Here is a 22,725-nt window from a genome sequence, read left to right as displayed (position 1 = left end):
GTGCTGGGAGGGCGTGAACGACCTCGCGATCGAGCAGGTCCCGGACCCACGCATCCAGAACGCCCACGACGCCATCGTCAAGGTCCGCTACACCGTCACGTGCGGGTCGGACCTGCACCTGCTCGGTGGCTACATCCCGGCCATGGAGTCCGGCGACGTCATCGGGCACGAGTTCATGGGCGAGATCGTCGAGGTCGGACCCGAGGTGACGAAGCACCAGGTCGGGGACCGGGTGGTCGTGGTCTCGTTCATCGGCTGCGGGAGCTGCTGGTACTGCGACAACGACCTGTGGTCGCTGTGCGACAACACCAACACCAATCCCGGCATCACCCAGGCCCTGTGGGGTTCCGATCCGGGGGGCATCTTCGGCTACTCCCACGCCATGGGCGGGTTCATGGGCAGCCACGCCGAGTACGTCCGGGTCCCGTTCGCCGACCACGGCGCCTTCGCCGTTCCCGAGGCGGTCGACGACCTCTCGGCCCTGTTCGCCTCCGACGGCGTCCCGACCGGCTGGATGGGCGCGCACCTCGGCGGGGTCGGACCGGGCGACACCGTCGCGGTGTGGGGCGCCGGAGGGGTCGGTCAGATGGCTGCTCGAGGGGCGATGCTGCTCGGCGCCGAGCAGGTGATCGTGATCGACCGCATCCCCGAGCGTCTGGCCATGACCGCGACCCACATCGGCGCCGAGACCCTCGACTACAGCAGCACCGACGTCGGTGCGGAGCTGCGCGAGCGCACCGGCGGCCGCGGGCCCGACGTGTGCATCGAGGCCGTCGGCCAGGAGGCGCACACCTACGGCCCGGAGTACCTCTACGACAAGGTCAAGCAGCAGCTGCGCCTGGAGAACGACCGGCCCCCCGCGATCCGCGAGGCGATCATGGCCTGCCGCAAGGGCGGGTCGGTGTTCTCCCTCGGGGTGTTCGCCGGGCTGGTCGACAAGTTCCCGCTCGGGGCGCTGATGAACAAGGGCCTGACCCTGCGGGGCGCCCAGCAGCACGGCCAGCGCTACGTCCCCGAGCTGCTCGACCGCATCGCCCGCGGCGAGATCAGCACCAGCCACCTCGCCACCCACGTCATGTCGCTGGACGAGGGCCCGCGCGGCTACGACATGTTCAAGAACAAGGAGGACGGCTGCGTCCGGGCGGTCTTCCGGCCCGGGTGATCGTTCGCCGGGACGGCCGGCTCACCGCGGCGTCAGGTGCTCCTACGAGCCCGCGCCGGGTGGGTCGGCCACGACGGCGGCGCGCACGGCGACGTGCAGGTTCAGTCGGGTGTCGGCGTGCGCGAGGTCGTGCCCCGAGAGCTCCCGGATGCGCTGGAGGCGGTACCGCAGCGTGGAACGGTGGATGTGCAGCGCGGCGGCGGTGTCGTCGTAGTTGCCGCTGTGGTCGAGATAGGTCCCCAGCGTGTGCACGAGGTCGGCCTGCCGGTCCGCGTCGTAGGCGAGGAGGGCGCCGAGCCAGTCCTCCACGAAGGCACGCGCCTCGCGGCGGCCCTGGGGAGTGGCCAGCAGTCGGTAGAGCCCGAGGTCCTCGAACGTGACGAGCCCCCGTGGCTCGTTCTGGCGCAGTCGGACCGTGAGTGCCTGCATCGCTTCGCGGACGAACGGGGGAGGTGCTCGGGGCGATCGACGAAGCCGCCGACCCCGAGGGCGGGGGCGTGGCGCAGCACCCGGGTGAAGGCGTCGTGGACGACCTGCCACGCCGCTACAGGGCGCGCGTCGCGTCGCACGCCCCGATCGTCCCCGCGCCTGCTCCCGGAATCGGCGCGGTCCGACCACGGGGTCATCGCGTTGCCGCCACCGTCGAGCCACGCGCTGGGGGTCCCGCACACGAGGATCGCGATCTGCCCCCGCAGGGTGCCCAGGTAGGGCATGTCGAGGTCGCGCGCGACCCGTTCGACCAGGTCGCCCACGGCTTCGCCGTCGGGCCAGCGCCCGTTGCGGGGCTGGAGCGCCATCACGCGGTGGGGACCGGTGAGGTCGTGGCTCAGCGCCGACGCGCGGCCCACCCGTCGGTCGATCTCGGCCGCGAGGTCGTCCTCCGCGGGCTCGAGGAGCACCATCTCCACGAGATCGTGGCGCAGCCGCAGTTCGGTCCTCGCCAGGTGGCGGCGGTGCAGCAGGTGCAGGGTGAGCGCGCTCGTCGCCAGACCGATCGCGTGCAGGGCCCCGGCCCGGGGACTCCCGGGGCGCGTGTCGGACTCCGGTGTCTTGTCGTCGGAGGGTTCGAGCGAGGCGTCCGGATCGACGACGACCAGCAGACCGAGCACGGTGCCGTGGGACGCGGCCACACTCGCCAGCTGATCCCGGGCCCGCAGGGGGCCCGACACCCTCCGCGCCGCCTCGATCACACGGTCCCGTTGGGCGCGGGTCAAGCGAGGGAACGGCTCCTGGCCGTATTCCCCGGCCCGGGCGAGGACGCGGCCGAACGGGTCCTCCACGGTCACGCCGAGACCCAGGTGGTCGTGGAGCACGTCGGCGATCCCCTGCTCCGGGAGGTCCGTGACGAGGGCCTGGCTGAGCTGCGCCTGGAACCGGTACTCACGGGCCAGGGCGGCCTCGACCTCGGTCCGGGCCTCGCGGTCGCGGCGGGCGTCCGTGTCTCCCGGGCTGTCCGCAGAGCGATCGCTGCCCCTCACCCCGCACACGGGACCGCACGTGATCTCGCCTGGTCAAGCCCTGGTACGCAGCTACCGCCTTTCGCGATTCGGATAGTGACCACCGTGCTCCGAATGCGGCCGACGGCGGGTCAGAGGGCCCGGCAGGCGACGAGCCAGGCGGCGACGTCGTGGAGCTTCGTGTTGGTGGTCTGGGAGGCGCGACGCAGGCGTGCGAAGGCCTCGCCGTCGTCCACGTCGTACTGGTTCATGAGGATGCCCTTGGCCTGCCCGATCACGTCGCGGCGCACGAGAGCCTTCTCCAGGTTCTCCACCCGGTCGGTGCCGGCGAGGGCGAGCGAGGCGTAGGCGACGAACATCCGGGCGCACCGTTGGGTCCGCACCCGCGCCGAGCGGTCGTCGAGGGCGTGTCGTGTCATGTGCAGGTTCACCGCGCCGACCGGACATCGGGTCGTGAGACGCACCGACAGGCTGGCGCGCACGCCGTGACGGACCGCCTCCGGGACGAACCGGGGCCACCGCGTCTCGGTGGCCGCGTTGGGGAGGATCACGGTGTCGGCGCCGGCGACCGCGTCGATGCACGGGCCCTCGCCCATCCCGATCTGGGCCTGGTCGACCCGTGCCGCCGTGTCCGTGGTGTGCCCACCACAGGCCAGCACCCCACCCCGGGCCCGCACCGCGACACCGGCGTCGCGCACATCCGGCACCGTCGCCACGGCGCCGTGCGCGATCCGGGGAAGCGCGTCCGCGACCCTCTCGGCCGCGGCGATGTCGCGAGCCGCCGCCAGCAACCCGGTCAGGAGCTCGTCGTCCTCCTCCTCGTCCTCAGCCCCGGACGACCACACCGCCACCACCGGGTTCTCCCTGTGTCTCGTCACGTGCCACCTCCGCCCGTCGGTCACCGTCCGTCCGGCACCATGCACTCGGGGCGACCGCCGGGGCATCGGCCCCGCCGGTCACAACCTCCGGGTCCCGGCTCCCCTGGGGGGACGAGCGCCGGCCGGGGACGAGCGCCGGCCACCACCTCGGCCCGGCGGACCGGACTCGTCGGTGCGACGTCCACCTGCGAGCACGAGATTCGTCCGTCCCTGGTCCCGACGTCGCCGAGCCGGTTGCACCCTCATGGCACGGAGCACGAGGGGAGACGTTCGATGAGGGCGCGGCTGTCGGGCGACGGAGGATCGGGCCGGGACGCGACCACGGTCCTCGCGAGGGGCCTGGGGGTGCTGAGTCTGGCGCTGGGGTCGGCGGAGCTCGCCGCGCCGGGCGCGGTCGCACGGCTGGTGGGGATCCGGGGGGACGGCCCGGCCGTCCGCACGGTCGGGTGTCTGTACGGCGCCCGGGAGCTGGCGCACGGCACGGGCATCCTCAGCGGGCGCAGCACGGCCCGGTGGGTGTGGAGCCGGGTCGCCGGCGACGTGCTCGACATCGCCACGGTGATCGCCGGTGCCCGGCGGAGGGGAGCCGTGCCCACACGGCTCGGGCCGGCCCTCGCGGTGCTCGCGGGGGTGACCGTCGCGGACGTCGCGACCGCCCGCGCGCTCTCCCGTCGGAGCGGTGCCGGCGAGTGTCGGGCCTCCGCGGCGGTCACCGTCAACCGGTCCCGGTCGGAGACGTACCGCCGGTGGCGCGACCTCGAACGCCTCCCGGAGTTCATGGCGCACCTCCGCTCGGTGACCATCGAGGAGTCGGGGCGCTCGCACTGGGAGGCCGCGGGTCCGGCCGGGTCGACCGTCCGTTGGGACGCCGAGATCGTGGAGGACCGCGAGGGAGAGGAGATCTCCTGGAGGTCCCTCGAGGGCGCCGACGTCGAGAACACCGGCTCGGTGGTCTTCAGCGACGCCGCGGGCGGACGGGGCACGGAGGTCGTGGTCGACCTGCGCTACCGCCCTCCGGGCGGGCGTGCCGGCGCCGTCGTCGCGACGATGCTCGGCGAGGAGCCGAACCAGCAGCTGCGCGACGACCTGCGGCGCTTCAAGCAGGTCGTGGAGGTCGGCGAGGTGGTCCGCTCGGAGGGCAGCCCGTCAGGCCGGTCCACCCGCCGGCAGCTCGCTCAGCGCCCGGCCGAGCCGGTCGCCTGACGACGAGGAGGGGAGAGATCCATGCGGGCCAACTGTTGGACGGGCAAGCGATCGGTGGAGGTCCGGGACGTTCCCGACCCGGCGATCCTCAACCGCCGCGACGCCATCGTGGAGATCACCTCGACCGCCATCTGCGGGTCCGACCTGCACCTCTACAACGGGCTCATCCCGACGATGCGCGACGGCGACGTCCTCGGCCACGAGTTCATGGGCGAGGTGGTCGAGGTCGGCCCGGGGGTGGACGACCTGGCGGTGGGGGACCGCGTCGTGGTCCCGTTCCCCATCGCCTGCGGCGTGTGCGGCTCCTGCGAGCGCGGGTGGACGTCGCTGTGCGAGAACTCCAACCCCAACGCCGGCATCGCCGAGAAGCTCATGGGCCACTCGCCGGCCGCGCTGTTCGGCTACTCCCACATGCTCGGCGGCTATCCCGGTGGTCAGGCCGAGTACGCACGGGTGCCGTTCGCCGACTTCGGGGCGCTCAAGGTGGACTCCGACCTCGATGACGAGAAGGTCCTCTTCCTCTCCGACATCTTCCCCACCGGTTACATGGGCGCCGACATGGCCGAGGTCGGTCCCGGGGACGTCGTCGCGGTGTGGGGCGCCGGGCCCGTGGGCCAGTTCGCGATCGCCAGCTGCTTCCTGCGCGGTGCCGATCGGGTCTTCGCGATCGACCGCGTCGACCACCGCCTGCGGATGGCGCAGGAGGCCGGCGCCGAGGCGCTCGACTACGAACAGGTGTCGGTGCCCGAGGCGCTCACGGAGATGACCGGGGGGAGGGGGCCGGACAAGTGCATCGACGCGGTGGGGATGGAGGCCCACCACCCCAGCGGGGCGCTCCACGCGTACGACCGCACCAAGCAGGCCGTGGGTCTGGAGACCGAGCGGCCGCACGTGCTGCGCGAAGCCGTCATGAGCTGCGCCAACGGCGGCATCGTGTCGGTCATCGGTGTCTACGGCGGGTTCACCGACAAGTTCCCCATGGGGTCGTTCATGAACCGGTACCTCACGATGCGCGCCGGTCAGTGCCACGTCCACCGCTACATGCCGAAGCTGCTCCAGCACATCCTCAACGGCGACATCGACCCCTCCTTCGTCATCACCCACCGGATGTCGCTCGACGATGCCCCCCGGGGCTACCGGACGTTCCTGGAGAAGGCCGACGGATGCGAGAAGGTCGTGCTCACACCGTGACGGCGTGGCCCCGTACGCCCTGTCCACGACGCTCTGGGGAGACGGAAGTGCCGAATCCCGGGACCTACGAGATCCAGGTGGGGCCGGTGCTCGTCGACGTCCCACGCTCGATCGGCTACTTCGGTGGCGTCGGCGCGGCGGTGGTCCTCGGGCTGGTCGATCCGCCGCTCGGGACGTTCATCGCCGCGGCCCCCTTCCTCGTGATGCTGACCCATCGATCGCTCCCGGCCCCGGTCCGCTTCCTCGGCGAGGCCCTCGAGGGGGCCGCGAAGCCCGTCGGCGGCGACGACGACGGATACGTGAAGCTGCAGGACGAGCAGCGCGACGACGAGCGTGCTCGGGCGGTCGCGGCGGAGGCTCGCCGCGGGCACGCTCTCCAGGTCGGTCAGGACGAGGAGTCCTCCGCGTCCTCCGCGTCCTCGTCGTCCTGACCGATCTCGTCGCGGCGCTGGCGTTCGCGGTAGCCGTAGGCGGCGCGCCGCACGGCGTCCTCGCTGTCGAGCCCGGAGCCGAGCGCACCGGCGACGGTGGCCAGGCCGGTGGCCAGCCACGCGAGGACGAGGTGGTCGGCGAGTGTGGGCGGGTGGCCCAGAGTCGAGCCGAGTACCGATGGCTCGAGGAAGAACAACGACCCGAGCAGGGTGAGCAGGTACACCGCCGCGGACATGGTCGCCACGCCGATGCTCAGGGTGAGCACGGTGGAGGCGTTGTAGAGCGTTGTCTCCTCGCGCTCACCCTCATCACGGGCGCGCTCCCAGAGGTGGTGGGCGCCGATGATCCAGGCGACCATCAGCGCGACCGCGACCAGCAGGGTCAGGATGAGCTTGCCGACCGCGAGGCGGGTGGCGAGCAGCCAGGTCGTGGTGGAGGTGAGGGTCAGGTAGGCGCTGGTGCCCAGGACGGCGGCCAGCGCGGTGCGCATGCCCAGCACGAGGCGCCAGGGCTCGTTGGTGCGCACCATGCCGGCCAGCAGCCGGACCCGACCGCGCCGCGGGGTCGTGACGTAGCGCCGCGTGTGGCGGCCTCGCCCGGCGCGCAGGACGCGGACCGGTTGCAGGAATCGCGCGGCGGCGCGCCCGAGCCGGATCGGGTGGTGCCGGCCGTGCTCGAGGCCGGCGTCGCTGACGCCGGCGAGGTCGGCGACCAGGCGGACGATGGCGTTGCGCACCTTGTGGTGCTGCAGGAACGGTCCGAACCCGGGCAGGGAGAGGCCGGCGACGCACCGGTCGTGGTCGACGTCGGCCAGGATCGGCTGCTCGTCGTGCTGCATCGGCAGGTCGGTGAGGTAGATGCCGATGTCCCACTCGGTGCGGGCGGTCTGGTCGGCGACCGCGCCGAGCACCTCTTCGGGGTCCTGCACCGACGCGGTGACCGGGTGGGTCATCGTGCGGACGTCCCAGGTGACCTCGTCGTCCACCTGCGTCGCGAGGACGCCGGGCAGGGTGTCGACCAGCTTCGCGGCGATCTCGGCGGGGGTGTCGGGGTCGGCGAGCAGGCCGACGACCTGGGTGCGCCGTCCGGCGCCCCTCGATCTCGGCTCCTGTCGCTGTTCGAGGTCTGTCATCGGTCCTCCTCACCCGCCCACCGGCGGACTCTCCTGGTGTGGCCCGGAGGAGGGTTGACGCTGTCGACCGGACGGCACACATCGTCCGGGCCGTCTTGGTCACCGCGGGGTGAGTCGCGCCGATGGTCTTGCCGCTCGGATGTCGATGCGTCACCGGGGCGCGGAGGTGATGGTGGCGGGCGCGCGTCGGGCTGCGGGGGTCCCGCGGCCGCCGAGGGGTCAGCCGCTCTCCGGGCGACGCGCGTGGGGCACCTGGAGGGGGCCGGGATGGGTCCGGACCTGGTCATCCGGGGGCAGGGGTGACCGGCCCGGACCCATCCCGCCACGACCGCCGTTCGCCGGGGGGCGACGACCGGACGGCCGGGTCGGGAGGTCCACCGAACGCGCCTCCGACGGGCGGCAACCGAAGGCTTCCGCCAGCGAGGCGTACTCCGGAGCGTCCGCGGCGGCGACGAGGGCCTGCGGCGTGAGCGGTGACCGCACGATCCGCACCGCCGTGTCGTGCGCGCCCAGGCCCGCTGCGAGGTCGGCGACCGCCGCCACCACCACCGGCGCTGCGATACGGGTGGCCCTCAGGTCGAGGAGCACGACCCCGACGGGGCGTCGGAGGACGACGCGACGCAGCATCACAGCGGCGGCGATGCCCAGCACGTCCCGCGTGCGCACCACCGTCCCCCAGACGGTGTCGACGACCGAGACCGAGGGCCCGCGGTGGGGGACGGTCGCGTCGGGGTCGGTGGTCATGGCTCGCTCTCACGCCGTCGGGATCGGGCTCCCGACCGGGAAGCTCGGTGAACGTTCAAGAGATACCGAGCGCGACGGACCGTGGTCGATCCGCCCGCGGCAATCCCCGTCCGTTCGGCGACGCAGGTCTGGTCAGCCTCCCCGCAGCGTCGCGCCCGGCGGGCGGCCGTAGGTCCGGCGATAGACCTGGGCGAACCTGCTGACGTGGGTGAACCCCCAGCGGTGCGCGACCGCCGCCACGGTCGTCCCACGCGGGTCCGCGGCGCGGAGCTCGGCGTGGGCGCGCTCGAGCCGGACGAGCCGCAGGTAGGCCATCGGCGTCGTGTCGAGATGGCGGCGGAAGCCGTCGTGCAGGGTGCGGGTCGACGCGCCTGCGAGCCGGGCGAGGCCGTTCGGGGTGAACGGCTGCGCCGGATCGCTGCGCATGGCCTCGACAGCACGCCGCACCGGCGTCCGGCTCCAGCACCGCGACGGACGTCCCAGCGTCTCCCGCCACCGGTGCTCGGTGGCGTGGACGAAGCCGGTGACGACGGCGTCGTGCAGGGGCGCGGCGATCATCGGGTGCGACAGCGCGCTCGGCGTCGTGCGGGCCTCGTCGCACAGGAGCCGGACCAGCCGGTCCCAGCGCCGCCCGGGGCCGGTGCGGAGGTCCACGTGGGGTTCCAGCACCGGATCCGGCGGCACCGGGTGACCGAGCTGCTCCTCCAGCGCCGCGTTGACGGCGCCCCGGTCGATGCGCACGGCGTACGAGCCGTACTCGTCGCTCGTCGTCATCGCCACCGGACCGACCGGGTGGTACACCGCCCCCCACCCCGGCGTGACCTCCACCGCTCGCCGGCGGTGGCGGGCGTGCATGGAGCCGGAGGCGGAGTAGTTGACGTAGTAGCAGTCCTCCAGATCCGCTGTCCCGATCTCGAGCCCGGAGTTGATCTGGGACACCCCGACCGCCAGGGCACCGAGGACGACCCCGTCGAAGCGGAAGTCGTAGCTCGCCGTGCGGTCCACGAGGTCCATCGACGTCGTGAAGAAGTCCTGCCCCACCGCCGCCTTCGCGCCGTCGAGGTCACGCTCGCGGAACGAGAAGAACTCCGCAGGCCCCAGTGCCACCTGGTCACCCTACGCAACCAGCCCGATGGAGGCGCGGTCCTGGATGAGCCTGCTGGCACCGCTCGAGGAGGTCGCGCCGGTCAGGCGCCGGGTACCGAGCCGGGCGGGAGGAACTCGACGTCGTGGAGCGCGGACTGCCGGACGACCTCGGCGGGGTCGGAGAGGTCGTGCAGCTGGTCGAACAGGTGGGCCAGCTTGCCGGTCGGGCTCACCCAGAACAGGGCTCGGGAGTCGGCTTCGCTGCGGTTGTAGTAGGCGTGCGGGAGGCCGCGCGGCATGAGCACCGTGTCTCCGGGGCCCGCCTTCTCCCACCCTCCGTCGAGGTAGAGCGTGAAGACCCCGTCGAGCACGTGGATGTGCTCGTCCTGGGTGGGGTGGACGTGGGGTGGCACGCCGGTGCCGGGCGGGTCGAGGGTCTCGAAGGCGAAGCTGGACTCGCTGATGGCCCGCGCCCAGTAGGTGTGGCCGAGCACGTTCCACACCCGCTGGTGCTGACCCTCCCCGGCACGCACGATGCCCTTGGGCAGGGGTCCCAGCACGATCTCGTCACCGTCGAACATGGCCGGACCGTAGTGCGCGGACGACATCGGTCACCAGAGCCGCCGGTGGTCAGCGACGACGGGCTGCTCGGCGCCGGGTCGGTCCCCTCTTCGCGGGTGTGGGGGCGCCCGACGGCGGGTCGTCCCGACGGCCGGGGGTGCGGGAACTGTTCGCGGTGCGTCCGCGGACGATCCCGATGAACTCCTCCATCAGCTCGGTGTTCTCCGCATCCGGCCAGGTGAGGACGACGCTGGACCGCGGCGCGTCGATCACCGGTCGGTGGGCGAGGTCCCGGCGGTGGTGCAGGCGCGCCAGCGACAGGGGGAGGACCAGCAGGCCGACACCTGCGGCGACGAGCTCGATCGCCTCGGCGGTCGTCGCGACCTCGAACGCCGGGGCGTGGCCCGGAAGATCGCCGGGCCAGGGGAGGGTGTCGTCCTGAGGACGGAGAACGATCTCGTCGGCCAGGTCGACGAGCGCTGCCTCGTCGACCGCTGTGAGCACGTGCTCCTTCGGCGCCACGGCCACGGTGGTCTCGGTGTAGAGCGGGATCGCGTGCAGCCCCGCTCGATCGATCGGCAGCCGGACCACGCCGGCGTCGACCGCGCCGTCCCGGATCCGGTCCACCAGCTCGTCCGTGGTCGCGCCCAGGAGCTCGAGGGGGACGTCGGGACGACGCTCGGCCCAGATCCGCGCCCACTTGCCCGGCGTCGCACCCGGGACGTAGCCGAGCCGGAAGGACGGGGTCTCGCCCGGCTCGGTCACGGGCTCAGGCTAGCGGCCGGTGGGGGCCGATAATCTGGGCCGATGACGCGGCAGAGGGCGACCCAGACGATGAAGCCCGCGACGGCGGCGAAGAAGCTGGGCGTGCACCTCGACGCGACGCCCGCCGAGTTCCGCGACGGCGTGATCTCTCGCGACGAGCTCGACGCCCTCCAGACCGACCCGCCCGCCTGGCTGCGCGATCTGCGTCGCGACGGCCCGCACCCGCGCCCCGTCGTCGCGGACCGGCTCGGGGTGTCGATCTCCGGTCTGGCCCGCGCCGAGATCACCGAGCCGCTGACCACCGCCCAGATCACGGCGCTCAAGGAAGAACAGCCGGAGTGGCTGCAGCGCGAGCGCACCCTCCGCGCCGAGGTGCAGCGCGAGGAGGCCCGACTGCGCGCCGAGCGCTCGGGCGGCGGGACCGCGAGGTCGTAGGCCGGCGACCGCTCAGGCGTGGGCCTTGGCCTTGCGCCGCCACTGCGTGAGGGGCCGCTCGGTGTAGCCGTTGGGCTCCGTCCCGCCGGTGAAGACCAGCTCGAGGGCGGCCTGGAACGACTCACTGTTGTCGAGGTCGGGCGCCATCGGCGGGTAGCCGTCCTGGCCCTCGTTCTGCTCGTCGACCAGCGCGGCCATGCGCGCGAACGTCTCCCGCACGGTGTCGGCGTCGACGACGCCGTGCTCCAGCCAGTTGGCGATGAGCTGGCTGGAGATCCGCAGCGTGGCGCGGTCCTCCATCAGCCCGACCCCGTCGAGGTCGGGCACCGTGGAGCAGCCGATGCCCATGCCCACCCAGCGCACGACGTAGCCGAGGATCGACTGGGCGTTGGTCTCCAGCTCGCGGCGCACGTCGTCGTCCGACAGGGTGCCCGGGTCGGCGAGCGGGAGCTCCAGCAGGTGGCGTCGGTCGGCCGTCTCCCGCTTCGAGAGCTCCTCCTGGACGGCGTGCACATCGACGCGCAGGTAGTGCAGCGCGTGCAGCGTCGCGGCGGTCGGCGAGGGCACCCAGGCCGTGTTCGCGCCCGCCTTCGGGTGCCCGATCTTCTGCTCGAGCATCTCGGCCATCGCGGCGGGCTTGGCCCACATCCCCTTGCCGACCTGCGCGTGGTGCTCGAAGCCGGCCGCCAGGGCGACGTCGACGTTGCGGTCCTCGTAGGTCTGCAGCCAGACCGTCGACTTCATGTCGCCCTTGCGCAGCACCGGCCCGGCGGCGAAGCAGGTGTGGATCTCGTCGCCGGTCCGGTCGAGGAACCCCGTGTTGACGAAGATGACGCGGTGCGAGGCCGCGCCGATGCAGGCCGACAGGTTGACCGTCGTCCGCTTCTCCTCGTCCATGATGCCGATCTTGAGCGTGTTGGCCTCGAGGCCGAGGGCCTCCTCGATCGCCGCGAACAGCTCGACGGTCAGCGCGACCTCGTCGGGCCCGTGCTGCTTGGGCTTGACGACGTAGAGGCTCCCGGCGCGGGAGTTGGTGTGCGGTCCGAGCCCGCGCAGGTCGTACAGGCCGGCGACGGCGCACACGAGCGCGTCGAGCACGCCCTCGTTGGTCTCCTGACCGTCCGCGGTGAGCACCGCGTTCGTGGTCATGTGGTGTCCGCAGGTGCGGACGAGCATCAGCGAGCGACCGGGCAGCGTCAGCTCCGAGCCGTCGACATCTTCCCCCGTCGCTGCGCTCGCCCCGGCGGCGGTGTACTCGCGATCCGGGTTCACCCGCCGGGTGACGGTCTCGCCGCCCTTCGTGAACTCCGAGGTCAGGTCGCCGGTCATCAGGCCCAGCCACGTGCGGTAGGCCAGGGCCTTGTCCTCGCCGTCGACCGTCGCGACCGAGTCCTCGAGGTCGACGATCGTGGTCACCGCGGACTCGAGCACGACGTCGCTGACGTCGGCGTGGTGCTGACGACCCACCTGGGTCGACGGATCGAGCACCAGGTCGACGTGCAGCCCGTGGCGGACGAGCAGCACGTGGCCCTTGCCGTCGGCGTCCGGCGTGGTGAACCCGGCGAACGCCGCCGCATCGGCGAGGCCCACCGTGCCGTCGGCCGTGTCGGCGGCCAGCCCGTCGGTCGACGGGCGGTAGGCGGTGACGTCGGCGTGGCTCCCGCGCTCGAGCGGGAAGAGCTCGTCGAGCAGCTCGTCGGCGGCCTCGATGACCTGGGCGCCGCGCCGCTCGTCGTAGCCCTTGGCGAGCTCGTGGTCCAGCGGGAGCGCGTCGGTGCCGTAGAACGCGTCGAACAGCGAGCCCCACCGTGCGTTGGCGGCGTTGAGCGAGAAGCGGGCGTTCGTCGACGGCACCACCAGCTGCGGGCCCGGGACCTCGGCGATCTCCGGGTCGACCCGGTCGACGTCGATCGTCGGGACGCTCGACGGCTCCGGGGCCAGGTAGCCGAGGTCGGTCAGCAGCTTCTCGTAGTCGTCCCGGGAGCCTGCGCCGTGCTCGGCGTGCCAGGCGTCGATCCGGGCCTGGAGGTCGTCGCGCTCGGCCAGCGCCGTCGCGATCCGCGGCGTGAACCGCTCCTGCAGGCGGGCCAGGATCGACCAGAACTGCTCGCCGGTGAGCTCGACCTGCGCGAGCAGCTCGTCCTCGACGAACGCTCGCAGGTGCTCGTCGACCTGCAGCCCGGACCGCTCGGACATCTCGGACACTGACGAACCGCCTCTCTCACCTGCTGGACCCACATCGGGACTCACGACGACGACGTGACGCCGGCGTCGGCTGTCGTGTTCCCGCGTCGTCCGAGGACGACTCGGGAGGGCAACCGTAAGTCTTCGCAGGCGCGGGCGCAGAGACGAGCTCCGCGCCCGTCGGTGGCGCCATCGGCGGGTGGGGAGCGGCGCTCGAGGACGACATCGAAAGCCGTCGAGTCGACCACCGATGTCCGTATCTCTTGAACATTCCACGAGAACTCGAGTGGGTCATCATCGGAACCCGGACGTGAATGGATGCCACGTGCCCGGACGGTTCCGTCGCGTGGCTCTCGCGGATTATCGTGGCGGATCACGTCGGCCGCCCACCGTGGCGACGGCGGGAGATGTCAGCGCTGTCCCGGACCCCGACGGCCTGCTCGCAACGATGCGGAGCGCCCGGGGGGACAATGAGTCGCGCCACACGAATCGTCACGATGTGGACAGGTCATCACAAGGTGCGCGTCAGCCTGTACGGGGACGCCGATGCCGATCCGGACCTGGCCGTCCGACTCGAGGTCGCTCTGGGTCGGCTCCTGCACGCCGGGGCGTCACACCTCGTCGTCCACCTGGACCGACTGGCGGGTGATGACCTCGCGATCGTCGATCTCCTGGCGAGGACCTGCCAGCAATTGTGGCTACGGCGGGGTGTCATGGAGGTCGTCGGCCTGCGGGACGCCGGGTCGAGCTCGCGGAGAACGGCCGAAGCGACCGACGCGGGTTCGGGTCAGAGCCAGTTGCGTCGCTTGAACACGACGTAGAGCACCAGGGACGCGACAATCATGAGGGCCAGGGCGAAGGGGTAGCCGAGGGTCCAGCTCAATTCGGGCATGTGCTCGAAGTTCATGCCGTAGACCGCTCCGACGAGCGAGGGCGCGAAGAGCATTGCCGCCCAGGAGGAGATGCGTTTGACCTGCTCGCCCTGCCTCAGGCTGCTCTCGGTGAGTCGGGTGATCTCCTCGTTCTGGCGTTGTCCGACCAGAGCGGAGTTGACGTTGAGGATGTTGACCAGCAGCTGGCGGAACGCGTCGGCCTGATCGATGACCTGCTCGACGTGGTCCCCGACATCCCGCAGACCCCGGTGCAGGTCGACCGCGTTGGGGTCGTCCTCGGTCGCGTCGACCAGGTCCTCGAGGACTGCCCGCAGAGGGTCGATCGCGCGCTGGAGCTCGATCACTTCGCGGGAGAGGTGATAGATGCGCTGGGAGACGTTCGGGTCGCCGCCGAAGACCTCGTTCTCGACCTGGTCGATGTCATCGCGAAGCCCGGTGACGACCGGGCGGTAGTCGTCGACGACGCGGTCCATGACGGCGTAGAGCACGGCGTGCGGACCTTGGCGGAGCAGGTCGGGGTCGTCCTCGAGGCGACGGCGGACCTGGGACAGGTCAGGGGTCTCGGCGTGCCGGACGGTGACCACGAAGCCCTCGCCGAGGAACAGGTGCACCTCGCCGACCTGGACGTCCTCGGTCTCGTCGACGTACCAGGCCGGGCGCAGGACGACGAACAGGGTGTCGCCGTAGCGCTCGAGCTTGGGGCGCTGGTGGGCGGTGACGGTGTCCTCGACCGCGAGCCTGGGCAGGTCGAACTCGTCGGCGACCTGGTCGACCTCGGCCTCATCCGGACGCAGCAGGCCGATCCAGGCGAAGCTGCGGCCCTCGCCGGGGCAGTCGCGCAGCATCCCGAAGGTGCGGTCGAGGGAGTCCGGGCCCGCGATGCGTCTGCCGTCGACGTAGAGGGCGTTGTCCACGACGGTCATGACCGCATCGTCGCAGGCCAGACGGCATCGGCGGTGCCTCACGACCGATCGGGATCGTCGGTCCCGCCGCTGTCGGGCCGCGGCTCGGGGCGACGACCTCGTGGCAGGCCGCGGACGGGCATCTCCCTGCCTCAGGCCAGGCAGGTCAGGGGTTGGCCGCCGTTGTAGGTGACCATGTCGCTCAGCGCGCCCGGGAAGTCGATCGGCCCGCCGCGCTCGGCCGGCGGCGTGGTCAGGTCGGCGTAGGCGCGGTGCAGGTTCCCGACGATGCGCTCGGCGTCGGTCCACTCGGCGTAGGCGCCGAGGTCGGTGCCGCGGGCGAGCTCGAGGGGCGTGACGCCGGCGGCGTGCCCCTCGCGGGCGAGGTCGCGGAGGAAGGACAGGTAGCCCAGGACGTCGTCGATCATCTGCGGCCCCCCGACCGGTCCGTGGCCGGGGACGATCGTCTGAGCGCCCAACGGCTTGACGAACCCCTCGAGGACGTCGATCGCGCCGAGCACGGACCCGGACAGCAGGAACGGGGTGCCGCCGTGGAAGAGCAGGTCGCCGGCGAAGAGCACCGACCGTTCGGGGATCCAGACGACGACGTCGTTGGTGGTGTGGGCCGGCCCGCCGGCGTAGAGGAGCTCGCACCGCAGGTCGTCGGCCCACAGCGTCATGCGCTCGGCGAAGGTGAGGAAGGGCAGGGCGAGCTCGAGGTCGCCGTAGTCGACGTCGGTCCAGATGCCGGAGTTGTGGGGCAGCCCGAGGGCGCGCATCTCGGGGCGCGCCTGCTCGTGGGCGACGATCGCCGCACCGGAGAAGAGCCCGTTGCCGGCGGTGTGGTCGGGGTGGTGGTGGGTGTTCACGAGGGTGCGGACCGGGGCGGTGGTGACGCCGGCGATGGTGTCGAGGAACGCCCGGGTGCGTCGTTCGGTGGAGCAGGCGTCGATGGCGCTGACGCCGTCGCGGGCGACGAGGAAGCCGGTGTTGTTGATCATCCAGCTGCCGTCGGGCTGGACGTAGGCGAAGACGCCGTCGGCGACCTCGTGCAGGTGGGCCTCCACCGGGGCACGGCCGGAATGGGGGTCGACCAGCGGCTTGCTCACGGGTTCCTCCGGGCGGACGGGACGGCGGTGGCGGGTCGGGTCCGGGGACGAGGCCGGGCGCGGGGGATCGGGATCGGGTCGGCGCCGACGACGACGCGGTTGGCGACCGTGCCGATGCCCTCGACGGTCAGGGTGACGACGTCGCCGACGGCCAGCGGCGGGAGCTCGTCGCGGGAGACGCCGCGGCCCCACAGCTCGCCGAGGCAGCCGCCGTTGCCGCAGGTCCCCGAACCCAGCACGTCGCCGGGGCGCACCGCGGTGCCGCGGGAGGCGTAGGCGACGAGGTCCTCGAAGGGCCAGCCCATGTTCGACAGCAGGTCCTCGCCGACGACGCGGCCGTTGACCTCGGCGCGCAGGGCGAGGGCGAGGAACCCCTCGGCGTCGCGGTGGGGCTCGAGCTCGTCGGCGGTCACGATCCACGGCCCCAGCGTCGTCGCGGTGTCCTTGCCCTTGGCGGGACCGAGACCCACCTGCATCTCCCGGGACTGCAGGTCGCGCGCGGACCAGTCGTTGAAGATCGTGTAGCCGGCGATGTGGTCGCGGGCCTGATCGGGGCTCAGGTCCCGGCCCTCGCGCCCGATGACGGCGGCGACCTCGAGCTCGAAGTCGAGCGCGCGCGAGCCGGGCGGGACCGGGACGTCGTCGTGGGCGCCGATCACCGCATAGGGGTTGGTGAAGTAGAACGTCGGCGCGTCGTACCAGGCCTCCGGGACCCCGCCGACGCCGTCGACGGACTTCCGCACTCCTTCGACGTGCTCCTCGAACGCCACGAAGTCCCGCACCGTCGGCGGGGCCAGCGGCGGCAGCAGCCGCACCTGCGCGAGTGGCACGCCCCGCGCGGCGGCCGCGGCCCGCTCGGCCTGGTCCTGCGCGGCTCGTCCCGCGGCGAGCAGCCCGGTGACCGTGGTGCCGGGCGGCAGCAGGTGCACGGCGGGCGCGCCCGCGGGGTCGTCCCGGACCACGCCGGCGCGGACAGCGCCCTCGTGCTCGACCGTGGCGAGTCGCACGGGTCCTCCTCAGGTGTGCACGGCGGGCAGGGGGCCGAGCAGGCGTCCGGCGTTGCCGCCGCGGATGGCGGAGATGGTCTCGGGGTCGAGGTCGGCGGCGAGCAGCCGGTCGACGGGGTCCTCGACGCCCATGTCGAAGGGGTAGTCGCTGCCGAGGGTGACCTGGCCTGCGCCCATCACCGAGATCAGGTGTCGGAGCTGCTCAGGGGTGTAGACCAGCGAGTCGACGAAGGTCCGCCGGAGCAGGGCGCTGGGCGGGAGCTCGGTGGTCCGGGCGTCGCCGCGGGCGTGCCAGGCGTGGTCGGCGCGCACGACGTAGCTGGGCAGGTAGCCCCCGCCGTGGGCGGACCACACCCGCAGCCGCGGGTGCCGCTCGAGCAGCCCGGAGAACACCAGCCGGGACAGCGCGAGCGTGGTCTCGGTGGGGTTTCCGACGGTGTTGAACAGGTAGTAGTCGCCGAGGCGGGAGCCCAGCGAGCAGCCCCACGGGTGGATCAGGATCGCCGCTCCCAGCTCCTCGGCCGTGGCCCAGAACTCGGCCAGGGACGGGTGGTCCAGCTCGACGTCCGGCCCCGCCGCGGTGGAGATCTGCACGCCGCGCATGCCCAGCTCGCGGACCGCGGTGACGAGCTGGGCCATGGCCAGGTCCGGGTGTTGCAGCGAGACGGCCCCCACCGGGACCAGCCGCGAGGGGGCCCGGTCGCAGAAGGTCACGACGCCCTCGTTGGTCGCCGCCACGATCTTCGCGGCGAGCGCCCGGTCGGCCCACGCGTGGGGCAGCGGCATCGGGGAGACGGCCTGGATGTCCACCCCGGCGCGGTCCATCGCGGCCAGCCGCAGGTCGAGGTCGGTGAGCAGCGGTCCGATCTCGGCGATCTGCGCCTGGTTCAGCGCGGCCGATGCCGGGCCCAGGGCGGCGGCGTCGATCTGCTGCTGCTCGCGCAGGCCGGGCTGGTCGGCGATCAGGGCGTTCACCGCGGGGACCGCGAGGTGGGCGTGGACGTCGACCGCGGGCACGCCGGCCCCACCGGAGCTCACGTGAACATGCCCGTGGCGTGCATCTGCTCGGCGGCCTCCTGGGTGCGGGGGAAGCTCTCCATCATCGAGTCGGGCATGCCGTGGGTGCGGTAGATGTTGGTGCCGCCCTGCGCGGGCGTCCAGTTCGGGGCCTCCCAGTCGGGCATGTAGTTGCGCCACCCGCCGGCGTTGATCTCGATGCGCATGCCGCCGGGCTCGCGGGCGTAGAGGTAGGTGATCTCGTCGATGCCGTGGATGCCCGGGCCGAACTCGATCGGGGTGTCGTGACCCATCAGGACCTGCGCGGCGGTGTGGACGTCGGCGCGCTGGTCGAGGCCGAAGGCGAGGTGGTTGACGCGCCCCCGGATGCCGGAGAAGTCGGGGACGAGGCCCATCTCGTGGGTGACGTGGGAGGTCAGGGTGGCGAAGACCTTGAAGCCGGGCTCGGCCTCGATCGACGCGGTGTGGCGCAGCTTGAGGGCGTCCTTGTAGAAGTTCACGTCGCGCGCCAGGTCGTCGGTGCCGATGGTGACGTGGTCGATGTAGCGGGCGGCGATGCCGCGGGGCTTGAGGGCCTGCGGGCGGTCGGGCTGGTCGGTGGCCAGCTCCGGGGGCGCCTGGTAGCGCTCGACCTCCCAGAACAGCTCGTTGAGGTGACCCCCGGGTCCGCGGAACCGGTAGGTCTTGCCGTAGCCGAACCCGCCGTCGGACCACTGCCCCTCGGGGAGGTTGCGGGCGACGGTGTCGGGGTCCCCGGGACCCTGGGCGCGCCAGCCGATGTGGCCGAGGCCGGGTTCGGGGCCCTCGGTGATCTCGACGGAGTGCTGGAACCACTCGGCCCAGCCGCGCAGGTAGGCGCTCTGGCCCTCCTGCCCGGACTGCTCGAGGCCGAGAACGTTGCGGAACCACTCGACGGTCTCGGCGGGGCGGGGGCTGAAGATCTGCACGTGGGCGAGCTGGGAGACCAGGACCTCGGTCATGGGGGTGCTCCTCGGGTCGGAGGGGTCAGTCGGTGATGAGGGCGAGCTGCTTGTTGATCTCGGCGGGGTTCGTGTCGCCGACGACCTTCTGCAGGAAGGGCGTGTGGTCGAACACGAGGTCGCGCAGCGGCTGCAGGACGCGCGGGGTGTGGTGGAACATCTGGCCGTTCATGTACGCCATGCGGACCTGGAACGCGGTGTGGTCCCGGCGCGGTTCCTCGTACGCCGCGAGGGCCCGCGCGACCGCGGCCGCGTCGGTGAGGTCGACACCGCGCAGGGCGCGGCCGACGAAGAATCCGTCCTCGATGGCCATGCCGGCGCCGTAGGCGGCGTAGGGCGAGGTGGCGTGGGCGGCGTCCCCGACCAGCGTGGCGCGTCCCTGCGACCAGCGGTCGAGGTAGCCGCGGTCCCGGAGCACCCAGCGCTGCACGTCGGCGGGCTCGGTGTGCTCGATGAGCGACGGCAGCGGGTCGACGAACTCCCGGCCGAGCTCCCTGGCGCGGGCCAGGAGGTCGGCCGGCGCCGGTGCGTCGGGGTCGGTGGCCTCGAGCACCCACCACTGGTGCCCGGCGCGGCCCCGGTAGCGGATCGAGGTCCAGCTGCCCTGGACCTCGCGGCCGTGGCCGATGACGCAGGTGTTGGACTCGGTCGCCACATCGTCGGCGAACGTGAAGCCGGCGATGACGTGGAGCCGGTGCTCGCGCTTGGGGGTGTCGCCCCACAGGGTGCGACGGACCAGTGAGTCGATGCCGTCGGCGCCGACGAGGACGTCCGTCTCGTGCGTCGTGCCGTCGGCGAAGTGCAGGGTGACCGCCCCGTCGTTCCTGGCCGGGTCGTCCTGCTCGATGCGCTCGACGGCCTGGTCGGTGCGGAGCACGCCGGGGGGCAGGGCGGCGAGCATCCGCTCGTAGAGCTCGGGGCGCAGCAGCCCGATGAAGCCGCCGCCGATGCCGTACTGCGCCTCGATCTCGGGGTCGCTCTTGATGTCGGCGCGGACGCGGCCCCGGCTGTTGCGGAACTGGGACCGGCACGGGGCGCCGAGGTCGTCGGTGTCGACCCCGAGCAGGCGCAGGGCCTTGAGCGGGGGTGGCCAGAGGTTGAGCACGTTGCCCGCCGGGCGGGCCTCGCGGTAGCGCTCGAAGATCACCACGTCGTGGCCGGCCTGGTGGACCGACAGGGCGGTGGCCATCCCTGCGGGGCCGCCGCCGAGGACGGCCACGCGGCCGCGGCGTGCGGGGTCGGGAGAGGACATCGGTGTCTCCTTCGGAGCGCTCACGCCGGGACGGCGACGAGCTCGGCGATGCGGCGCGTGAGGCCGGGGACGTCGCCCTGGACGTGGTCGAGGTGCCACTGGGCCATCTGCAGGGAGGCCTCGACGACGGTCCGGACGCGGTCGTAGCGGCGGGCGGTGAAGGCCGCCAGGGCGTCGTCGAGCGAGTCGTGGGCGGTGACGAGGTCGCCGAGGACCTCGGCGTCCTCGAGGGCGGCCGCGGCGCCCTGGGCGATGGTGGGCGGGCAGACGTGCACGGCGTCGCCGACGAGGACGACGCGGCCGCGGTGCCAGGGCGCGTCGAGCAGGTGCGTCTCGAACCAGGTGTAGTTCAGCCGGGCCGGGTCGTCGAACCGATCGCGCACCTCGTCCCACGGACCGTGGTAGGCGCGGGACAGCTCGCGGAAGGCGTCGAGCTGCTCGGCGGCGGTCTGGGAGGTGCGGTCCTGGGCGTCCTCGACGAGGAACCAGTACGCGGTGTCCAGCCCGGTCGGGGTGATGCCGGCGATGTAGCACGGGCCGCCGAAGAAGAGCTGGGCCGTGGTGACATCGTCGGGGCGCGGAGCGACCACCCGCCACGCGCCCATCCCGACGGCGCGTGTCTCCAGAGGGACCCCGAGCAGGCGCCGCGTCGCCGAGCGCACGCCGTCGGCCCCGACGACGAGGTCGTAGCGGCGCTGCGTGCCGTCGGAGAAGCGGACGTCCACCCCGTCGAGGTCCTGCTCGAGGGCGTCCACCGTGGTGGCGAAGCGGGTGGTCACCCCGACCTCGTCGGCGCGGCCCATGAGCAGACGCGCCAGGTCGGGTCGGTGCATCCCCATCGCCCCGGGCAGATCCGGGCCGCCGAAGCGGAGATCCGGGAGCTGCGCGAGCACCGTGGCGTCCGGGTCGGCGGCGCGGACCAGCAGCCCGGAGCACTCGTACCCCAGCGCCGCGCACTGCTCGAGGACCCCGAGGCGACGCAGGACGCGCAGGGCGTTGCCCTGCAGCGTGATCCCGGAGCCGAGCGCGGAGACCTCGGGCTGGGCCTCGACGAGGTCGACCGCGACTCCGGCCTCGGCCAGCAGGATGGCGGTCGCGGCCCCGGCGGCACCGCCACCGACGACGAGCGCGGTGCCGACAGCAGGCATGGCGGGACTCCTCTGTTCCGCGGGGGAAGGGGGCGCGCCCGGCCCGGCGATCCGGCCTCGTGCGGCGACGGCACCAACGCTAGGGAGCCCCGGTCCCGCCCGGAAATGCGTCGTCGCGATCCCTGCGATCCACCCCGTGCATGAGCGGGGTCACAGGCTCAGGCCGGTGTGCCGCGCAGCGAGGCGGCGACCTCGGCGAGCTGGTCGCGCAACCACCGGTGGCCGGGGTCGTCGTCACGGCGGGAGTGCCACACGGCGGACTGCTCCAGCGGCGGCAGGTCGACCGCGGGCTCGAGCACGGTGATGTCCGCGGCGCCGGCGACGCGACGCGCCAGACGCTCGGGCAACACCGTGACGAGCCGGGTGCCCGCCAGCATGAACGGCATCGTCGTGAACGTGCCGGCCGTGGCCTCGACGTTGCGGACGATGCGCTGATCGTCGAGCTCGTCCTCCCACACGCCGCGGTTCCCGTTGGCGCTGTACATCAGGTAGGGCGAGGTCGAGAACACGTCCGCGGTCAACGTGCCGGTCGCGGCGGCGGGATGACCGGTCCACACGGCACCGACGAACCGGTCGGAGATCACCGGCATCGCCGAGCAGGTGGCGCGGGTCTGCTCGTCCAGCAGCGGGTCGGGGAGCACGGCGAGGTCGATCTCGTCGCGGCGCAGCGCGGTGCGGAAGTCCTCGGCGACCGGGGTGAGGTCCAGCCGGAGGCGGGGCGCGAGGTCGCCGATGGCACCCAGGAGGGGACGGAGGAGGACCACCCCGACGTAGTCGCTGCTGATGACGGAGAAGGCCCGCGTGTCGGCGGCCGGGTCGAAGTCCGTCGGCCGCATCACCGTCTGCTCGATGCGGGCGATGATGTCGCGCACCGGATCGACGAGCGTCTCGGCCCGCGGTGAGAGCTGCAGGTAGCGCCCGTTCTTCACCAGCAGGGGGTCGTCGAGGGTCTTGCGCAGCCGGGCCAGCGCGGTGCTGATGGCCGGTTGGGACATGTGCAGGCGTTCCGCGGCCCGGGTCACGTTCTTCTCGCGCAGGAGGGCGTCGAGGACCACCAGGAGGTTGAGGTCCATCTGCCCGAGCTTCACCGCTCACCGTCCCCACTCGACGTCGACGGCCCACCTCACCGGGCCGGCGTCGCCCCGGCAAGGGCGGGCGCCATCTGCGGGGCGGATGGCAGCTGTCCA

General features: G+C 72.7%; 22 protein-coding genes and 1 pseudogene. 6 read left to right on the top strand and 17 right to left on the bottom strand.

The annotated features are described in order from the left end of the window. The first annotated feature begins 13 nt into the window (after nt 1-13). Complete coding sequence (locus tag ACQPYN_RS23620; protein WP_433028441.1) at nt 14-1,162, top strand: zinc-dependent alcohol dehydrogenase; 1,149 nt, start codon at nt 14-16, stop codon at nt 1,160-1,162. A gap of 42 nt (nt 1,163-1,204) precedes the next feature. Here ACQPYN_RS23620 and ACQPYN_RS23615 read toward each other — a convergent pair whose 3' ends face one another. From ACQPYN_RS23615 to ACQPYN_RS23605, 3 genes and pseudogenes are all read right to left on the bottom strand, one after another. Beyond that, the gene (locus tag ACQPYN_RS23615; RefSeq protein WP_433028438.1) at nt 1,205-1,591 is read right to left on the bottom strand and encodes a PucR family transcriptional regulator; all 387 of its coding nucleotides are present in this window, start codon (nt 1,589-1,591) and stop codon (nt 1,205-1,207) included. A 71-nt stretch (nt 1,592-1,662) separates the two neighbouring features. Further along, nucleotides 1,663-1,959 (bottom strand): annotated as a pseudogene (locus ACQPYN_RS23610) (PucR family transcriptional regulator); the annotation flags it as partial. A 791-nt stretch (nt 1,960-2,750) separates the two neighbouring features. Further along, complete coding sequence (locus ACQPYN_RS23605) at nt 2,751-3,497, bottom strand: ANTAR domain-containing protein (RefSeq protein ID WP_433028435.1); 747 nt, start codon at nt 3,495-3,497, stop codon at nt 2,751-2,753. A gap of 345 nt (nt 3,498-3,842) precedes the next feature. Between ACQPYN_RS23605 and ACQPYN_RS23600 the strand changes: the two genes are divergently transcribed. From ACQPYN_RS23600 to ACQPYN_RS23590, 3 genes are read left to right on the top strand one after another with little or no spacing between them, the layout of a single operon-like run. Continuing rightward, nucleotides 3,843-4,700 (top strand): SRPBCC family protein, encoded by an 858-nt coding sequence (locus ACQPYN_RS23600; RefSeq protein ID WP_433028432.1) that lies wholly within the window; start codon nt 3,843-3,845, stop codon nt 4,698-4,700. A 21-nt stretch (nt 4,701-4,721) separates the two neighbouring features. Further along, nucleotides 4,722-5,891 (top strand): zinc-dependent alcohol dehydrogenase, encoded by a 1,170-nt coding sequence (locus tag ACQPYN_RS23595; protein ID WP_433028429.1) that lies wholly within the window; start codon nt 4,722-4,724, stop codon nt 5,889-5,891. 47 nt (nt 5,892-5,938) lie between these two features. Further along, a complete protein-coding gene (locus tag ACQPYN_RS23590; protein WP_433028426.1) occupies nt 5,939-6,322 on the top strand; it encodes a hypothetical protein in 384 nt (127 codons plus the stop codon). On the opposite strand, the gene ACQPYN_RS23585 is transcribed toward ACQPYN_RS23590, so the two are convergent. The 5 genes from ACQPYN_RS23585 to ACQPYN_RS23565 all read right to left on the bottom strand — a co-directional run bounded on the left by ACQPYN_RS23585 (nt 6,277) and on the right by ACQPYN_RS23565 (nt 10,611). Further along, entirely contained in the window at nt 6,277-7,455 is a 1,179-nt protein-coding gene (locus ACQPYN_RS23585) for a hypothetical protein (protein ID WP_433028423.1), read from the bottom strand. The two genes, ACQPYN_RS23590 and ACQPYN_RS23585, sit on opposite strands and share 46 nt — an antisense overlap. 219 nt (nt 7,456-7,674) lie before the next feature. Then, nucleotides 7,675-8,199, bottom strand: coding sequence for a hypothetical protein (locus ACQPYN_RS23580; RefSeq protein WP_433028420.1), 525 nt, complete (start codon nt 8,197-8,199; stop codon nt 7,675-7,677). Nucleotides 8,200-8,331: 132 nt separating this feature from the next. Continuing rightward, nucleotides 8,332-9,306: an AraC family transcriptional regulator gene (locus tag ACQPYN_RS23575; protein ID WP_433028417.1), complete on the bottom strand. Its 975-nt coding sequence runs from the start codon at nt 9,304-9,306 to the stop codon at nt 8,332-8,334. 80 nt (nt 9,307-9,386) lie between these two features. Further along, entirely contained in the window at nt 9,387-9,866 is a 480-nt protein-coding gene (locus tag ACQPYN_RS23570; protein WP_433028413.1) for a cupin domain-containing protein, read from the bottom strand. Between the two features lie 49 nt (nt 9,867-9,915). Continuing rightward, nucleotides 9,916-10,611 (bottom strand): LysR family substrate-binding domain-containing protein, encoded by a 696-nt coding sequence (locus tag ACQPYN_RS23565; RefSeq protein WP_433028410.1) that lies wholly within the window; start codon nt 10,609-10,611, stop codon nt 9,916-9,918. Between the two features lie 42 nt (nt 10,612-10,653). Here ACQPYN_RS23565 and ACQPYN_RS23560 point away from each other — a divergent pair, with 42 nt between their 5' ends. Further along, complete coding sequence (locus ACQPYN_RS23560; protein ID WP_433028407.1) at nt 10,654-11,046, top strand: DUF5997 family protein; 393 nt, start codon at nt 10,654-10,656, stop codon at nt 11,044-11,046. Between the two features lie 12 nt (nt 11,047-11,058). Here the strand turns inward: ACQPYN_RS23560 and ACQPYN_RS23555 are convergent, their stop codons facing one another. Continuing rightward, complete coding sequence (locus ACQPYN_RS23555) at nt 11,059-13,242, bottom strand: malate synthase G (protein WP_433028404.1); 2,184 nt, start codon at nt 13,240-13,242, stop codon at nt 11,059-11,061. Between the two features lie 506 nt (nt 13,243-13,748). Between ACQPYN_RS23555 and ACQPYN_RS23550 the strand changes: the two genes are divergently transcribed. Then, the gene (locus ACQPYN_RS23550) at nt 13,749-14,051 is read left to right on the top strand and encodes a hypothetical protein (RefSeq protein ID WP_433028401.1); all 303 of its coding nucleotides are present in this window, start codon (nt 13,749-13,751) and stop codon (nt 14,049-14,051) included. On the opposite strand, the gene ACQPYN_RS23545 is transcribed toward ACQPYN_RS23550, so the two are convergent. The 8 genes from ACQPYN_RS23545 to ACQPYN_RS23510 all read right to left on the bottom strand — a co-directional run bounded on the left by ACQPYN_RS23545 (nt 14,018) and on the right by ACQPYN_RS23510 (nt 22,626). Beyond that, nucleotides 14,018-15,046 (bottom strand): magnesium and cobalt transport protein CorA, encoded by a 1,029-nt coding sequence (locus tag ACQPYN_RS23545; protein WP_433028398.1) that lies wholly within the window; start codon nt 15,044-15,046, stop codon nt 14,018-14,020. The two genes, ACQPYN_RS23550 and ACQPYN_RS23545, sit on opposite strands and share 34 nt — an antisense overlap. Nucleotides 15,047-15,177: 131 nt before the next feature. Continuing rightward, the gene (locus ACQPYN_RS23540) at nt 15,178-16,134 is read right to left on the bottom strand and encodes an MBL fold metallo-hydrolase (protein WP_433028395.1); all 957 of its coding nucleotides are present in this window, start codon (nt 16,132-16,134) and stop codon (nt 15,178-15,180) included. After that, nucleotides 16,131-17,141, bottom strand: coding sequence for a fumarylacetoacetate hydrolase family protein (locus ACQPYN_RS23535; protein ID WP_433028391.1), 1,011 nt, complete (start codon nt 17,139-17,141; stop codon nt 16,131-16,133). The genes ACQPYN_RS23540 and ACQPYN_RS23535 overlap by 4 nt, the downstream gene beginning before the upstream one ends. 9 nt (nt 17,142-17,150) lie before the next feature. After that, nucleotides 17,151-18,179, bottom strand: coding sequence for an amidohydrolase family protein (locus ACQPYN_RS23530; protein WP_433028388.1), 1,029 nt, complete (start codon nt 18,177-18,179; stop codon nt 17,151-17,153). Further along, nucleotides 18,176-19,138, bottom strand: coding sequence for a VOC family protein (locus ACQPYN_RS23525; protein ID WP_433028385.1), 963 nt, complete (start codon nt 19,136-19,138; stop codon nt 18,176-18,178). The genes ACQPYN_RS23530 and ACQPYN_RS23525 overlap by 4 nt, the downstream gene beginning before the upstream one ends. A gap of 25 nt (nt 19,139-19,163) precedes the next feature. Beyond that, nucleotides 19,164-20,390 carry an FAD-dependent oxidoreductase gene (locus ACQPYN_RS23520; protein ID WP_433028382.1) on the bottom strand — a complete coding sequence of 409 codons (1,227 nt, stop codon included), beginning with the start codon at nt 20,388-20,390 and terminating at the stop codon, nt 19,164-19,166. A gap of 20 nt (nt 20,391-20,410) precedes the next feature. Further along, nucleotides 20,411-21,538: an FAD-dependent monooxygenase gene (locus tag ACQPYN_RS23515; RefSeq protein WP_433028379.1), complete on the bottom strand. Its 1,128-nt coding sequence runs from the start codon at nt 21,536-21,538 to the stop codon at nt 20,411-20,413. Nucleotides 21,539-21,696: 158 nt separating this feature from the next. Continuing rightward, the gene (locus ACQPYN_RS23510) at nt 21,697-22,626 is read right to left on the bottom strand and encodes a LysR family transcriptional regulator (RefSeq protein WP_433028376.1); all 930 of its coding nucleotides are present in this window, start codon (nt 22,624-22,626) and stop codon (nt 21,697-21,699) included. Between the last annotated feature and the right edge of the window lie 99 nt (nt 22,627-22,725).

Origin of the sequence: Actinomycetospora sp. CA-053990, from assembly GCF_050948445.1 — a bacterium.
Taxonomy (GTDB): Bacteria; Actinomycetota; Actinomycetes; order Mycobacteriales; family Pseudonocardiaceae; genus Actinomycetospora; species Actinomycetospora callitridis.
The sequence above is the reverse complement of the archived record's forward strand: the minus strand, read 5'-3'. Positions and strand labels throughout refer to the sequence as shown.